This window comes from Nitratireductor sp. ZSWI3 (assembly GCF_024655565.1).
Lineage (GTDB): Bacteria > Pseudomonadota > Alphaproteobacteria > Rhizobiales > Rhizobiaceae > Nitratireductor.
Window position 1 is genome coordinate 25,500 of sequence record NZ_JANKOF010000020.1, and the last position, 14,578, is coordinate 40,077.

The 14,578-nt window shown below is 64.5% G+C and carries 10 protein-coding genes; all 10 read right to left on the reverse strand.

Going from position 1 to position 14,578, the window contains the following annotated elements:
* The 10 genes from tssM to tssC (NUU27_RS09005) are packed head-to-tail and all read right to left on the reverse strand — an operon-like array spanning position 1 to position 14,574.
* Positions 1 to 3,459 (reverse strand): type VI secretion system membrane subunit TssM, encoded by a 3,459-nt coding sequence (gene tssM, locus NUU27_RS08960; RefSeq protein ID WP_257761780.1) that lies wholly within the window; start codon positions 3,457 to 3,459, stop codon positions 1 to 3.
* The gene (gene tssL, locus NUU27_RS08965) at positions 3,459 to 4,967 is read right to left on the reverse strand and encodes a type VI secretion system protein TssL, long form (RefSeq protein ID WP_257761748.1); all 1,509 of its coding nucleotides are present in this window, start codon (positions 4,965 to 4,967) and stop codon (positions 3,459 to 3,461) included. The genes tssM and tssL overlap by 1 nt, the downstream gene beginning before the upstream one ends.
* A complete protein-coding gene (gene tssK, locus NUU27_RS08970) occupies positions 4,964 to 6,304 on the reverse strand; it encodes a type VI secretion system baseplate subunit TssK (RefSeq protein ID WP_257761749.1) in 1,341 nt (446 codons plus the stop codon). Before tssK ends, tssL begins: the two co-directional genes overlap by 4 nt.
* Positions 6,301 to 7,548 carry an FHA domain-containing protein gene (locus NUU27_RS08975; protein WP_257761750.1) on the reverse strand — a complete coding sequence of 416 codons (1,248 nt, stop codon included), beginning with the start codon at positions 7,546 to 7,548 and terminating at the stop codon, positions 6,301 to 6,303. Before NUU27_RS08975 ends, tssK begins: the two co-directional genes overlap by 4 nt.
* Positions 7,545 to 8,555 (reverse strand): type VI secretion system baseplate subunit TssG, encoded by a 1,011-nt coding sequence (tssG, locus tag NUU27_RS08980; protein WP_257761751.1) that lies wholly within the window; start codon positions 8,553 to 8,555, stop codon positions 7,545 to 7,547. The genes NUU27_RS08975 and tssG overlap by 4 nt, the downstream gene beginning before the upstream one ends.
* A 10-nt stretch (positions 8,556 to 8,565) precedes the next feature.
* Positions 8,566 to 10,341 (reverse strand): type VI secretion system baseplate subunit TssF, encoded by a 1,776-nt coding sequence (tssF, locus tag NUU27_RS08985; RefSeq protein WP_257761752.1) that lies wholly within the window; start codon positions 10,339 to 10,341, stop codon positions 8,566 to 8,568.
* Positions 10,334 to 10,843 (reverse strand): type VI secretion system baseplate subunit TssE, encoded by a 510-nt coding sequence (gene tssE / locus NUU27_RS08990; protein ID WP_257761753.1) that lies wholly within the window; start codon positions 10,841 to 10,843, stop codon positions 10,334 to 10,336. The genes tssF and tssE overlap by 8 nt, the downstream gene beginning before the upstream one ends.
* Positions 10,836 to 11,657 (reverse strand): type VI secretion system accessory protein TagJ, encoded by an 822-nt coding sequence (locus NUU27_RS08995; protein ID WP_257761754.1) that lies wholly within the window; start codon positions 11,655 to 11,657, stop codon positions 10,836 to 10,838. The genes tssE and NUU27_RS08995 overlap by 8 nt, the downstream gene beginning before the upstream one ends.
* A complete protein-coding gene (gene tssC, locus NUU27_RS09000; RefSeq protein ID WP_257761755.1) occupies positions 11,654 to 13,039 on the reverse strand; it encodes a type VI secretion system contractile sheath large subunit in 1,386 nt (461 codons plus the stop codon). Before tssC (NUU27_RS09000) ends, NUU27_RS08995 begins: the two co-directional genes overlap by 4 nt.
* A gap of 53 nt (positions 13,040 to 13,092) precedes the next feature.
* Positions 13,093 to 14,574 (reverse strand): type VI secretion system contractile sheath large subunit, encoded by a 1,482-nt coding sequence (gene tssC, locus NUU27_RS09005; protein WP_257761756.1) that lies wholly within the window; start codon positions 14,572 to 14,574, stop codon positions 13,093 to 13,095.
* Positions 14,575 to 14,578 lie beyond the last annotated feature (4 nt).

The following is a 14,578-nucleotide window of genomic DNA, read 5'->3' on the forward strand; positions in this document are numbered from 1 at the left end:
TCAGAGTTGCGACGGACAGCGGAAGTCCGCCAAGGCCGTGAGCCGGAAGGGATTGAGCACGGAGCCGAACTGCACCTCGAACTCCGCCTCCAGCCCAGCGTTCCTGAAGCTGGCGCGGAAGAGGTCGTCCGCCTCGTCCGAGATCTGCGCCCGGTCAAAGAGCCGGAAGACCGACCAGTCGCCATTTTCCGTGATCGCATGGTCCCAGCCGCCGGGCATGAACAGGAGATGGGAGAGGTTCTTCGATTCCTCGGAGGGCCAGTGAACGGATTTCGACTGGACGCGGCCGTTGTTTGTATAGACGACCTTCTCCCCCTCGATCTCCATCATCACGGCTTCCGCCCCGCCGGACAGCGATACGGGCTTGATATTTATGGTCACCGCCGGGCTCCCCGAGCCTTCGCGGAAGAAAGCGCGCCGGATGCGGTCCGCGTTCTCGAATTGTGCAAGGGCCTCGCTCGGCTCTCCCGGCGCGCCGAACGTGCCACGCCATGTCCAGGGCGAGACGGTCGTATCGACGAAGGGCTCGAGGCGTTCCTTGAAGAAGCGATCGAAAACGCCGGAAGGCGCGAAGAGCCTGACGAAGTCGCTCATGGCGACGTCGCGTGATGACTCGCGGACGAATGGATAGCGGCCATCGACGATGTTGGTGCAGACTGCGTTTTGCGAACTCCAGAGGTCATTGAACTGGGCTCGCGCCGTCTTGACCGCCAGCGAAGCGATATCGGCGGAAATACCCGCCACCCACGTGTCGAGCGGCGCCGGCAATTGTCTGCCCTGCTGCAGCAGATCCTGATTGGCGGTAACAAGTTGGCTATCCGCATCGAACACCTGCGCCACTTCCGCGGTGGAGGTCGCCGCGCGGGAAAGCCTGTCGTGAAGCGCCGCGATCGACGTCTGCAACGCGGCCATGGGCGTCGCCTCGTCGGCGCCCTGTGCCTGGGCGTCGCCGTCGGCGGCCTCGACCACTTCGCGGAGCCCGGCGAACGGATCGGGCGGCGTGAGGCCGGCGGCCAGCGATGCCGCTTCGTTCGCCGCCGGAATGGCCGCGCCCAGTGGATCGAGGTTGGTCGCGGCGGCAATGGATTTCGCCGCCGCCTCCAGCGGAGCGGGATTGCCCCCTAGCATCCGCACAGTCTCGGCCGCATCCTTCAATGACTGCGAGGATCGGGGGCGCATATCGGTCGCCAGTGCCCGCCATCTTCTCTCGAAATTGTCGAAATAAAGCTGGACGGCTGCCCGCGAAACGCTGTCGACGGTCGTGCCGGCAGGGTTCTGCTCGCCGCGCACCCACTCCTCGCTGAGCGCCTCGCTGGCTGCGGAGGCCAGCGACGGCAGGACCACGGTTTGATAACCGCGCGCGGTGAAGAAGCCGGGCATCCCCTCGCGAAGCGAGGCCCGGGATGCACGCACGAAGGCCCTTTCGCCGAGCGGACCGAGCGCTTCCGCGGGGACCCAGGCAGGAAGCAGGCGCGCGGCGCGTTGGTCTTCGAGTATATCGTAGGCACGAGCGGCGACGCTGCGCTCGCGGATGACGGCGCGCGCATCGGCGATCAATCGTTCGTCAAGCGCAATGGGTTGAATGGGTCCGGAGGCCAGGCTTTCCGCATGGGCGGCGAGCGCCCTGCGGGTGACTGCGCGGCCTTCACCGGGATAGAGCTCGGCGAATATGTCTTGCGCCTGCACGGCGACGAAATCCGGATCCGCCGGCCCCATGCCACCGAGCATCGCATAGAGCTTGAGATCGTCGAAGCTGCGTGCGGGGTCTTCTGCCTCGGCCAATCGCGCCTGCAGGTGATAGAGCATGCGCGGCAGGAGCAGCCCGTTGAGCGCCCGCTGATAGGCCTCGCGCTGACGGCTCCTGATCTTGTTCTCCTGATCGAGGCCGAAACTCACCTGCCAGACAGGCTTGTCGGCAAAGCCGGCGGTAATGTTGCGCAGGTTGTCGAGCGCCGGCAGGATACGCAGGAAATCCGCGTCGGCGACATCGCGGATCGGGATGTTGCGGGCGTGGTCTTCGTAGGCGTCGATCCGCTGCTCGGCCTGCGCCAACGCGCCGAAATTGCGGAAATAGGTGGCCGTCCAGCTCGCCAGGACGACGATGGCCACAGCGGCGGCAAGACCGTAAGCGACCTGCCGCAAAACGAACTGGCGTCGCGACAGGCGCCGGTCGCGGGCGACGAGCGCCGCCTCGCCGAAGATGACATCGGAGAACAGACGCGACAGGAAATAGCTGCGGCGCGGGCGTGATGCAGCCTCACCGGTCATTGCCTCTTCGGCCTGAGTGCCCGAGGCCAGGTAGACGCCGCGCAGCAGCGGCGCTTCCACCAGCCTGGAGCCGGAGCAAAGCTCCGTCAGAATCTCGTGCAAACGTTCCTTGAGCGAAGCGAGCTCTGCGGGGAAACGGAAGATGCGTCCCCTCGCCTCGACATCCTGTTCCTGCTGCATCCGCTCGATCAGCATTGAGCCGACGCGCTCCTGGAGCAGCGCGAATTCTTCCACGAAACGATCCGGCAGATCTTGTGCCTTGTAGCTTTCGTCGAGCGCGAAGGTCGCGCCCCAGACCTGTTCGCGGTCGGATTTGTTGAACCCGTCGAAGAAGTCCACGAAGCCGGTCAGAAGGTCAGCTTTGGTCAGCACCACATAGACCGGCACCCGTGCCTGGAGGATTTCATCAAGCTCCGACAAGCGCTGGCGTATGGCGCGCATTTCCTCCAGCCGCGCTTCGGATTCGCGGGTCAACAAGTCGCCGATGGAGATCGTGACCAGTGCGCCGTTGATCGGCTGCGAGCGGCGGTATTTCTTGAGAAGACCGAGAAATCCCTCCCAACCTGCCTTGGATGCACCGTCTAGGTCGTCCTGGGTGGTGTAGCGGCCGGCGGTGTCGATCAGGATGGCGTCTTCGGCGAACCACCAATTGCAATTGCGCGTGCCGCCGATCCCCTGCACGGATTTCGTGCCCATCGCCTCGCCGAGCGGGAACTTCAGGCCGGAATTGGTGAGCGCCGTCGTCTTGCCCGAACCCGGTGCGCCGAAGATCACGTACCAGGGCAGTTCGTAGACATAGCCGAAACGCTTGCGCGTGACCCGGCGCATGAGCGCCAGCGCTTCCTTTAGCCGGTCGCGGATTTCGCCGACTTCGGCCTGCTGGCGCTGGGCAGCCTCTGCCGCCGTATCGTCCTCCAACCCTTCCGCCAGCGCCTTGTCGCGCCGGCGCCCGCGGATGATGGAGACAACCAGGTAGATCGCCCACACGGCCACGACGATGCCGATGACCGTCAGTCTCGCGGCGGTGCCGGCGAGCGGCTTGAAATCGCCATAGCCGAGGAGATGGCCGTAAAACCAGACGACCACGCAGATCGCGACGACCCATATCAGCGACAGGAACCGTGCGCCTAGGAACCCGGCATAGGAATCCACATAAGACCGGAGCGTGTAGAAGTAGCTCAGAGGGTTGATCATGGCCGGCCGCCCTCCTCCGCTCCGCCCTGTACAAGCGGTGTGCTGCGAAGCGGTGCAATGCCGGCCGCCTCAAGGCTTTCTCTGGGATCGGTGAGAACCAGTATCTCCGTCCGCCGATTGGCTTCGCGGCCCTCCCGCGTCGAGTTGTCGGCAATCGGATCGCTTTCGGCGCGACCGACCGTCAGGATCGCTTCCGGCCCCGTGAACTGGGCGAGGATGTCTCCCACCGCCTTGGCACGCGCCTCCGAAAGCTGCCAGTTCGATGGGAATTGCGCGGTGCGAATGGGTCTGTCGTCGGTATAGCCGACCACCAGGGCGCGGAAATCCTCCGAGGCAAGCGCGGCGCCGATGCGGCTGAAAAGCGCGACGAACTCTTCGCTGACGTCGGCGCTGCCGACATCGAACAGCCCGGTGTTGGCGATGCGGACAAGAAGCCGGCCATCCGCATCGGCAAGCTGGACGGTCCCGCGTTCGACGTCCGGCTGAAGGAAGGCGAGCAGGTTTTCCAGCGCGCTCGGCCGCTCGGGTTCCGGCGGCGTCACGATGACGGGTGGCTCCTCCACCGGTTCGGGCACAGGCCGCGGCAATGCGGCAACGCTTGGCGCGTCAGCCGGTCCAACGCTTGCCAGACGCGAGAAAGTGCCATCCGACGCACGGTTGAGCGACAGCGTGAAAAACAGATAACCAAACGCGAAGACGAGCGCGAGCACGGACAACAAAGTCCACAGGGCCACGGCGGTGCGCAGCGGCTTGTGGCGCGCGGCAACACCCTTCCAGTGCGGCGACAGCTCGCGTTCGAACACGCCATATTGGCCAAGCAGCGTCTTGTAGAGGTTCTCGCGGATACGGGAGAGCTCCAGCGTACCGCGCGGCGACACCCGCGTGCGCCCCTCGAAGGCGAGCGAGAGGCACAGATAGATGAGGAGAAGGAGGTCCTTGCTGGACGCCGGCGTCTTGTGGAAATGGTCGAGCAGGTCGAATACCTTGTCGCCGCCCGTCACGTCCATGTGGAAGGTCGAGACCAGACCGGAACGCGCCCAGCCTGCCCGCACGCCCCAGGACTTGCTGAGGATCACGTCGTCGACGGTCGCGCACATCACATAGTGCGCCGCTCTCGCTCGCTCGGGACTGATGCGAGCGCTGGCAAGGTCCCGCTCGTAGCGGCGGATGGCTTCCGTCGTCACCCGGCGAAGCTGTTCGGTGTCGGGCTGTGTGTCGCTCTGCCGGATTGCGTGGGCAAGATTGAGCAGCGGCGCGGCGGAGGCGACGATGGTCGGCACCTCGCTGCCGCCGAAACGGAAGTCGCGCACCATCGCCTCGACGGACCATGCTTGCGGCGGCCGACGGTTCGTCGCACCGTCGTTCGCGGTTTCGGATACCGGTTCGATCACGTCGTCGAGGATGTCGGCCATCTGCTGCGCGGTCTTCTGTTTACGCGCACTGTCGTCGGTCAACTCGATGACGGTCGGCAGGTCCTGCCAGGAAATGGAGTTCTGCTTGTTCATTCTCTCAGCGCCCAGAGTTCCATTTCGATTTCAGGGAAATTGCCTGCAAGGTGGATCGCAATCGCGCCCGACGTATCGAGTTGCTTCCAGAGCGAGCTCTTGGTGTCGAGTTCGAAATAGATCGTGCCGGACCGGTATGGGAGCTGGCGCGGCAGCACCGGCAGCGAGCGTACCGGAATGCCCGGCAGCGCAACGTTGACGAGTTCTGCGATGCGTTCGACCGGACCGACCTTGATCTGCGCGGGCAGATTGCGGCGGATATCCTCCGCCGACATCTCGGCGCGCACCGCAAGCACGAACCCGGCATCGCGCAGCAACGAACGATCGTTGATCGTGCCGACGCGGACACCATGCCGGCGCTCGACCAGATCGATCGCCACCGCTGCCTGTTCGAGCATTGCCGAAAGCGACGTGCGCAGATCGTCGAAGACGACGGCGAATGTCGATTTGAGGTCGTCGTGGCGATAGGGCGGGAAGTCCGTCGCACGCTTGGAATCGAAGGTGAAGGTCGCGAGCTCACCTGCGAGCTGAATGCACAGCTCGTAGAAGGTGATCGGGTGTATGCGGGTCGTGTTCGCCGAAACATGGCGCAGCATCGGATCGGCGCGGTTGAGTATCTGCAGCAGCAGGTAGTCGCCAACTTCAGCTGTGCCACGGATGGTCGGATCGCCGATGCGCTCGGCGATCGCACCGGCGCGATGGCGCACGATGCCGAGAAGCTCGGTGACGAGCTCGGCAAGACGCGGCTCGGCCGCGCAGTTGAGCGCCGGTGCGATATAGGCCGGATCGAGGATCACCGCCTTGTCGGAGCGAACCTCGATCACATGCGCAAGGCCGATAAGCTCGTAACCTGAAAGATCGTCACCCGTCTTGAGGTAACGAAGGTTGAGCCGGCCAACATCGATCTGCGCCATGAAATCGGTTTCGACGTTTGAATCGGGCGCCTCGTAGGGCGATGCAACCACACGCACGCCGTTGGCCGACGCACCGCCGTTCATCGCCACATCCGCTTTGCCGGAACGGCGCGCCGGCAGCGCCAGGTAGATGGTCGCGTCGCGAACGGTCTCGTCGAGATCGAGCGGCGGCGGCAAGTCGGCATCGATGGGCGCTTCGAAGAGTGTCCCATCGGGCAGGATGCCGCGCAGATGCGACAGCGCGAACTGGCCGATCGCCAGTGCGCTGCGGTCGATGCCGATCTCGGCGACACCCCAGGGATATGGAGACAGCTCACGCAGGCTCGTGCGCACCAACCTCTCGGTCCAGCGGTCCGACTGCTGGAAGTGCTGCACGCGCAGGAACATACCTTCGTTCCAGGCAACCCTGTTCTCGTACCTCATCGGTGGGCGTCAACCTCTCTGTCATCATCCTGCGGTATGGCCTCGGCCGAATCCTGCTCCTGCAGCGCCTGCCGTGCGGCCCGGCAAAGCAGATCGTGAACCGAGAGCCGACCGCCTTCGTCTTCGAACTGCGCGCAATAAGCCTGCCAGTAAGTGCGATCTCGGAGCCAGGGCAGTTCCCTTCCCCAGGTAAGGCGGCGCGGTTCCGCATCGATCAGCGCTTCAAGCATCGAGGGATCGAACTGCCGCGTGGCGCGGGCGAACATGCCATCGAGCGCCAAAGCCAGCCGCATCTGGTCTTGCAGCAGCGCATCGAGCCGCAACGCCAGCGCTTCCGCTCCGCTATCGGAAAATGAAAAGGAAGCGGCAGACGGGCCGTCGGCGTCCATGCCGAGCCTGGAGAAAAGCTCGCCACTCGCCTCCTCGCAGCGCGCCAGCAGTGTCCCCAGACGGTGCAGGTCCGCAGCCGGAACCGGTGGTGTGTCTGGATGGGTGGTCCCAGCCACGACCGCCGCTTCCACCTCATCGGTTCCCGGGGCGGTCTCTACGGGGCGCTCAGCCTCTGCCTCTTGCGAAACCGGCGCGCTGCGCACCACGGCGACCGGTGCGCGCGTCGCAGAAACATGTTCGAAACGTGTGCTCGTCTCGGTCTCCTGGTTCCAGTCGTCAGGCAGCACTGGCGAGAACCCGCCCGTATCGGGTGCGCCGTGCCAGCCAATCTCGACGTTTCGCGACGACGGCGTGCCGCTATTTGCCTGCTCGGCGGTCACGCCGGCGAGCCAATCTTCGCCTTCACCGACCGCGCCCCGCAACCCGCTGGCCGTGCGGGCAGACGGCGCCACGTCCGCGAGGATCGACGAGATCGTCAGATTGTCGTCGCCGAGCCGCAGGTCGGCATCCGGGTCGTCATGGGAAGCGTCCCGCTCGCCGCTGATCGCGACGACGAAGCCGAAATCGCCGATCTCGACCACAGATCCGGCATCAAGGGGAACGGTCTCGTCTTCGTGGACGATCACGCCGTCGACGCGTGATCCGTTCGCGCTCTTGTCGCGCAGAAGAAAGCCGTTGCGGTCGCTTTCGATGACGCAATGGAGCTTTGAAACGGTGCGCTTGGGATCCGGTATCTGCCAGTCGCAATCGCCCGCTCTGCCGATGGTGCGGTTTCCGGTCTCGAAGTACCAGCGTTGCCGCGGCGCACCGTCGCCAAAACCCTTGGCAGGTTTGAGCTCAAGGCGAAGCGTCATGTCACGCCTCCCCCGCCTTTGCCCAAGATGGCGTGTCGCGTGAGGATTGCATCGCCGCAGTCGTGGACAGCCGGCGTTCCGAGAGCCCAGCTGTTCCAGCCAAGGCGCGGCCGCTCGCCACCCTTGCCGCCGAGATTGCAGAACGGCACGTCTTCCTTGCGCAGGATCACCTGCATGTCGAAATCGAGGCCTGAGCCGACAAACAGGCGCGTCAGCGCAAAGAGCTCGCGCGCCGCGCGGCCACCCGGCGCAAGCGCCAGATAGTCGGCATAGGCCAGCGGGCCGATGACAACGCGGAAGCCACCGCTGAAATCGCGGATGGCAGCTCCTGCCATCGCATCGACGCCGAGCTGCACGGGCTCATCGCGCGTCATGCGGCTCTGCTCCGCCTCCGGCACCGACAGCCAGCGGCCGCGGAAGAGCTCGACACGCACCGGCAGGCCGGTGAACTCGCCGAGCATCGCTTCGAGGTTCGAGGCGTTGCGTGTGCGCGCTGCGAAAAAACCGCTGAACCGGAGGACGAGTTCGTCGTCGACCCCGGCCGTCTCCCGCAGGCGAGCCGTGCGAAAGCCGGTGAGCGCGAACACCGCGTTCCTGAACGTCTCCGCGGCACCGCCGCGCCAGCGCATCAGCCGCGGCAGGCGATACTTTTCGCTGGCGTCGACGAAGAGCTCGACCATTCGGGCGCTGAGCATGTCGAGGAAGGCTTTGAGGCCGCGCGCCCGATTGCGCTCCTCACGCATGACAACTTCATTGTAGGCCGGCGGCAACGCACCGACCGGCCCGAGCAGCCCCGGAAAAGCGGTGCGCAGGCTGGCTTCGCCGCTCCTTCTCCTGAAGCCGTCTACGGCGAGCGGCGCGGTGGACACACCGACGCCGGATGCGAGGGCGAGCACATCACTCGCCTCCTGGGCCACACGAAAGGCCGTCGTCGGCTCGAAGCGGCCCGGATCGGCTTCGAGCCGTTCGGCGAGGTCGATCTCTTCGGGTCTGACGGTTTCGTTCATCGCCCGATCCTCAGAGCAGCGGCCGTTCGGCCGCCCGCGCCGGCCATTTCGCCACCGGTGTCGACTGGCCGCGCAGCGAGACGGTCAGCCGCGTAAAGCTGTTGATCGATGTGTAGAGGCCGAAGAACCGCTCGAGCACCGCGCCAAACAAATAGGCCGATCCACGGTCGATCATTGCCGGATCGAAAGTGAGCGCAATTTCCGTCCCAGGCACCAGGCCGCCATGGCCGAGCCGCGCGGTCGAGGAACGGGCCTCGACGCGGGCTATGGCATCAATGAGCTGTTTCGTCTCCGGCGCATCGCGGAAGGCATAGAGCGACAGGATGTCCTTGAGCGCCGCACCGTCATTATCGAACAACGAAAGGTGATTGAGGAGCAGATGCGAGATCAGCCGCCAGTTCCGGCCGTGATGGTCGTGCAACCTCACCGACGGCGTCGGCGGTATCAGCGCTTCCACCTTCGCCACGCCCTCATGGCCGGAGGCGATCTGGAGATGGGGGTGTCCGCCACCAAAGGGCAGCTTCTCCGGCAGGTCGCGGTTGAGACAAAGAGCATCGACGCTGGCGACCGCGTCGAGCCGCGCGGATGCATTCCGCTCGGCATCGACGAAAGCGATGTCGCAAAAGCCCTCCCCATCGTCGAAACGGCGCTCGATCTGCCAGAAGCGATCGGTCGCGGCGCCGCGCAGCGAACGGCCGAAGAACGGCCGGCACACCTCCTCCTTGCCGACGCGGCTGGTGACCAGGACGCGCTCGACGGAATAGATCTCCCGCGTGCGCTGGCGGCGCGAATCCGGCAGCAGACGATGTTCCGTTCGCGTGCCGTCGAGCAAGATCGGCTCGCAGGCTTGACGGAAGAGATTGACGACAGGCGCCGCGTGGAGAGCGAAATCGCTCGTACCGACGCGGCGCTCGAGTTTCGTGTCGGCCTCGTCGAGATAGATGAAAATGTCCATCGTCTCGCCGGTCCATCGCTCCAGACCGTTGATCTCCAGAAACAAGAATTTCTGCGGCAGAGCGAAAAACTCCGTCAGCAAGCGGTAGCCCGTGAAGCTCGACGTCGGATAAGGCAGCATCGCCTCGTCCTTCTCGAAGCCGACACGCTTCAGATGGCTCTTCGGCAGGAGCATGGCATCAGGGTCGTCCGCATGACGCGCCAGCGCGATGCCGAGCGTGTGATTGGCCAGCAGCTCGTAGAGCGCGTTGGCCTCGCGCCAGCCGCCGGAAAGGTGGAGGCGCAGGCGCCGCAACGACACTTCCTCGAGCGATTTCGAGCTGTCCGTGTGACGCACCGAAAGACGCAGGCACGATGCGGCACCGCCGAACGAGGAAAGCGGAGCCTCTATGGGCAGGCCGCCGAGCCGCGCCGCCTCAAGGCGCACCGGCGCGATCTCGACATCCTGCGTCGTACGGAAACGGCAGGTCTCACCGCCAATGGGTTCGGCCAGAATCTCGGTATGCCGCGGTATGGTCTGCACGCCTGCGAGCGTGTCGCCCGGCGTGAAGTGCACGATGCTCATCGAGGGGATCGGGGCTAGATAGTGCGGATAGAGTGTTTCCAGGAGCCCATTCGTCAGCTCGGGAAACTCGTCATCCAGCTTCTGTCGAACGCGCGCGGCCGAATAGGCGAAGCTCTGGATAAGGCGCTCGACATGCGGGTCGTCGGCGATCTCGCCGGTAAGGCGCAGGCGGCCGGCGATCTTGGGGAAGCTCTCGGCAAAGCGCGATGCTCTGCGCCGCAGTGCGGCCAGCTCGTCATTGTAGCGCTGGAGGAAGCCTTCAGCCACGCGGCGCCTCCACGAGGAAACGCTGCGTCGACGGATCGATGGTCGATTCGAAGCTGATCGGCGGCATACCTTCATGCAGCCGAAAGGAGGCCTGTATGCGCAGGCGCAGCGTGCGCTCGGTCGCGGCACGCTTTTGCAGGATGGTCACATGTACGTCCGAAAGCCGCGTCTCGACCATCGAAATCCGCCGTTCGAGCGAGCGGGCCAACGCCAGCTTGGATTCGTCCGTCACCAGATTGGCCGAGACGATCCCGTCCATGCCGTAAGTATGGAGGGAGTCCCTCAGTTCGGACATTTCTGCAGGCGGCGCAGAAGGGCATCGGCGCGTGTTGAGGAGCGCTTCGAGGTCACGGCGAATCGCCTCGCGCATCTCACGGACCTGATCGACCAGGCTTACTTGCGGATCGGCGGCCGACTCCGGGTTTGGATCGACGAGCCGATCCAGGATCGACCGCGCGAGAACGCGTTCGCCGGGCCGGTAGCGCTCGAGTGGATCAGGCATCGAGCATCCTCTCGCGTTCGCCTTCGGCCTCGACACCAAACGACCTGGCGTCGTGGAACGAGACCAATTCATCGCCGGCAAGGAAGCAACGTTGCCCCCGGCCGGTGGTGATGCCGTTCTCCTCGATCCACTGGGTCTCGCGTCCGAGCAGCAAGGTCGGATCGTCCCTGGTGCCGTGATAGATGGCCGGCAGGAGCACCGGCGCGATCGCGCCATCCTTGAGGGTGAGTTCGGCGCGGCGATAAGCCAGATCGCGCGGCCGCGCGATCGGCTCCACGGTGACGGAAGCGACCTGCGAGAAATCCACCCACAGATAGGCGCCGCCCGTCATGAGCACTTCGAGCGCATGGGGTAGCCGATCGTCGAGATCGCGGAAATCGGCAACCTTCTTTCCGTTCCAGTAGATCGGACGCTCGCCGCGCTGATCGTCAAAGCCCGACAGCGCCGATTGCGCATCGCCTGCACCTTCACGGACTGTCAGCGCCATGTCGAGCGCCGCACGGTCGAGCGGCGTCGGACCACCTGGGAACGAGGGAACGGCACCGCTTTCAAACCAGGCTTGCCGCGCAACCATGGCACGGAGCTGGTTGCGCAAAAGCGCGAAACCCATCGTGTCCTGCGGGGAGAATGTCGCGGCAAGACTACATTGCGCATCCGCCTTTTCCAACTGGCCGGACAGGATCAACAGGTCGATATAGAGATGGCGCGCCTCCTTGTCGGTCGGATCCCCCTTCACATGCTCGCGCGCCTCATCCAGGGCAGCGGAAAGCGCGTTTTCGCCAAGCAGCGTCGCGATCTTCCTGGAGAGTGTCATGCGGACATCCTTTGCTCTGTGGGCTGGGCGAATGTGCCGGTCTGGGCGGCCGTTGTTTCTGCGATGAGATGGAAGCTGGTCGACACGTCGTCGAGCTGATAGTGCGGTTGCAGCCGCACCGTGCAGGAGAACATGCCCGGCTTGCCCGGTATCTCCTCCACTTCGATGCCGGCCGAGCGCAGCGGAAACCGAGTGCGCAACGACAGGTCGGCATCATCGTTGCCGAGCGTGTAGCCGGTCAACCAGTCGGAAAGCTTGCGCTGGATGATGCGGGCATCGGACAATTGCCCTATCTCGTCGCGCATGATGACCTTCAGGTAATGCGAGAAGCGCGAGGCACAGAGCACATATTGCAGCATCGCGGCCAGCCGGGCGTTCTGCCGCGCGTTCTCGTTGGAGTAGTGTTGCGGCGCGTGGATCGACTGATTGGAATTGAAGATCGCGGACGACGAGAGATAGGTGCTGGCGACGGGGATCAATCCCAGATCGCAGAATTGCTGCTCCTGCGAGGAGGTCAACCTCACCTCGACCGGCGCCTGGGCCGACAGGCCATGGCTCTCCGTTCCGAATTCGTAGGGTGCGAGTTCCTGCGCCGAAAGCAGTCCGCCGTCGATGGCATCCTGGGTTACACCGCGAATGTCGGCGAACCAACCCGATTCGATGAAATTGCGGATGACCACGGCGGCGAAAGCGAACGCACCATTGCCCCACAACAGCGAACTGCCGTCCGCGGCGATCTCCTCGCGGAACGGAAAACCGTCGTCGCGCCTCGGCGAAAAGGGCTCGTGGGGCGAGCGCATGAGAATGCGGGGCGCGACAAGGCCGACGAACCGCGAATCCTCGCGCGCCCGTAAGGAATCCCAGCGCATACGGTGCTGCATGTCGACGATGCGGGCGGGGTCGGAGACGCGATTGAGCTCGGCGAAACTCTCCAGGCCCACCATCATCGGCGATGCACCCGCAATGAAAGGGCAAAAGGCAGCAGCCGCAAGCATGCCGACATCGCCCAGGACGCCCACCGGATCGTCCCCGCCGTCGGGCGAGAGGTGGTAATTTCCCACGAGCAACCCGAACGGCTCTCCACCCGGCATGCCGAATTCGCGGCTGTAGACGAGGTCGAACAAGGCACTCTGGTCGAAATCGGTGGCGCGGCGCATGCTGCGCGTCAGCTCCTGCCAACTGGCGCTCAACACCTTGATCTTCACGTCGGTGCTCTTCGACCCCATGCGCACGAGCATCGCCAGCCCGCGCCATCCAGCTTCCATTGCCTGGAAATCAGGATGGTGCAGGATGGCGTTGACCTGTCGATTCAGCGCCTCGTCGATCAGGGCGATGACCTGATCGGCAAGACGCCGCCACGATGTGCTCGGGGCCGTATGCATCGTCCGGTCCTGTCAGCCCGCACCGGCTGGCCGGTGCGGGCTACTCTGGAGTTCTAGTTCTTAGCCGGAATGCGGGCGACCATGCGCAGCGAGGTGGTGAGTTCCTCCATCTGCAGCCAGGGGCGCATCCATGCGACGGCATTGTAGGAGCCCGGCTTGCCGGGAATTTCCTGCACCGTCACCCGGGCCTCGCGCAGCGGATATTTCGCCCGCGATTCCTCGCCCGCGTCGTCATTGGCGTTGACGTAGTTCGAGATCCAGCGGTTCAGCCAGGCCTCGCAGTCCTCCGCCTCCATGAAAGAGCCGATCTTGTCGCGGCCCATGACCTTGAGGTAGTGCGCAAAGCGCGAGGTGGCCATCATGTAGGGCAGGCGCGCCGACACGGCCGCGTTGGCGGTCGCCTCAGGCCGGTCGTAGACCTTCGGCTTGTGGACGGTCTGCGCGCCAAAGAACACGGCGTAGTCGGTGTTCTTATAGTGGCAGAGCGGCAGGAAGCCGAGCTTGCCGAGTTCGGCATCGCGGCGGTCCGTGATCCCCACTTCCGTCGGGCATTTCAGGTCGAGATCGCCATCGTCGCTGGCGAAGATGTGCATCGGCAGGTTCTCGACCTTGCCGCCGTTCTCGGCCCCGCGGATCGCCGTGCACCAGCCGCTCCTGGCGAAAGCGTCGGTCAGCCGCGCGCCCATCACATAGGCCGCATTCATCCAGCAATAGCTTTCATGCGGCAGTTCGCCGTTCTTGGAGCCGCCGGTCTCGTCGTAGTTGAACTCGTCGATCGCGTTGGTCTGCGGACCGTAGGGCATGCGGGCCAGCACCCGGGGCATGGCGAGCGTGACGAAACGGGCGTCGTCGCTGTCGCGCAGCGAGCGCCATTTTGCATATTCGACGGTCTCGAAGATCTTTTCGAGATCGCGCGGACGCGCGAGATCGCGGAAATCCTCGAAGCCGAACATGTGCGGGCTTGCGGCCGCGATGAACGGGGCGAAGGCGGCGGCGGCGATGGACGACATGCTTTGCAGCATCTGCACGTCCTCGAACGAGTTGTCGAACTCGTAATCGCCGACGATGGCCCCCAGCGGTTCACCGCCCGGCGTGCCGAACTCGTCCTCGTAGATCGCCTTGAACAGGCGCGACTGGTCGAATTCGACCGCCTTGGACAGGTCCTTGGAGATTTCGCGCTTGGTTGCGTTGAGCACACGGATCTTCAGGTTCGCACTCGTTTCCGAGTTCGAGACGAGATAGTGCAGACCTCGCCAGGCGCCCTCGAGCTTGGTGAATTCCGGCGCCTGCATGATGACCGAGAGCTGCTTGGAGATGGTGCGATCGATCTCGGCGATCGCATTGTTGAGGGTGATCGTCAGATTGCGATCGTAGACGACAGTGCCCTTCAACGCCTGGTCGGTCAGCGTCTGCAGCAGGTTATGGGCACGCTCCGGCTCGGTCTGACGGGTCGCCGCGACGACCTTTGAGAGCAGGCCTTCCTCGCCGTCGAGAGCAGTGGTCTCGCCGGACTTGACTTGAGTTTCAACGCTCATCGTA

Excerpts from the sequence above, each read along its gene's own strand:
- tssC (WP_257761756.1), bottom strand. The coding sequence starts at position 14,574 with ATGAGCGTTGAAACTCAAGTCAAGTCCGGCGAGACCACTGCTCTCGAC.
- tssK (WP_257761749.1), bottom strand. The coding sequence starts at position 6,304 with ATGAGGTACGAGAACAGGGTTGCCTGGAACGAAGGTATGTTCCTGCGC.
- tssL (WP_257761748.1), bottom strand. The coding sequence starts at position 4,967 with ATGAACAAGCAGAACTCCATTTCCTGGCAGGACCTGCCGACCGTCATC.
- tssC (WP_257761755.1), bottom strand. The coding sequence starts at position 13,039 with ATGCATACGGCCCCGAGCACATCGTGGCGGCGTCTTGCCGATCAGGTC.
- NUU27_RS08975 (WP_257761750.1), bottom strand. The coding sequence starts at position 7,548 with ATGACGCTTCGCCTTGAGCTCAAACCTGCCAAGGGTTTTGGCGACGGT.
- NUU27_RS08995 (WP_257761754.1), bottom strand. The coding sequence starts at position 11,657 with ATGACACTCTCCAGGAAGATCGCGACGCTGCTTGGCGAAAACGCGCTT.
- tssE (WP_257761753.1), bottom strand. The coding sequence starts at position 10,843 with ATGCCTGATCCACTCGAGCGCTACCGGCCCGGCGAACGCGTTCTCGCG.
- tssG (WP_257761751.1), bottom strand. The coding sequence starts at position 8,555 with ATGAACGAAACCGTCAGACCCGAAGAGATCGACCTCGCCGAACGGCTC.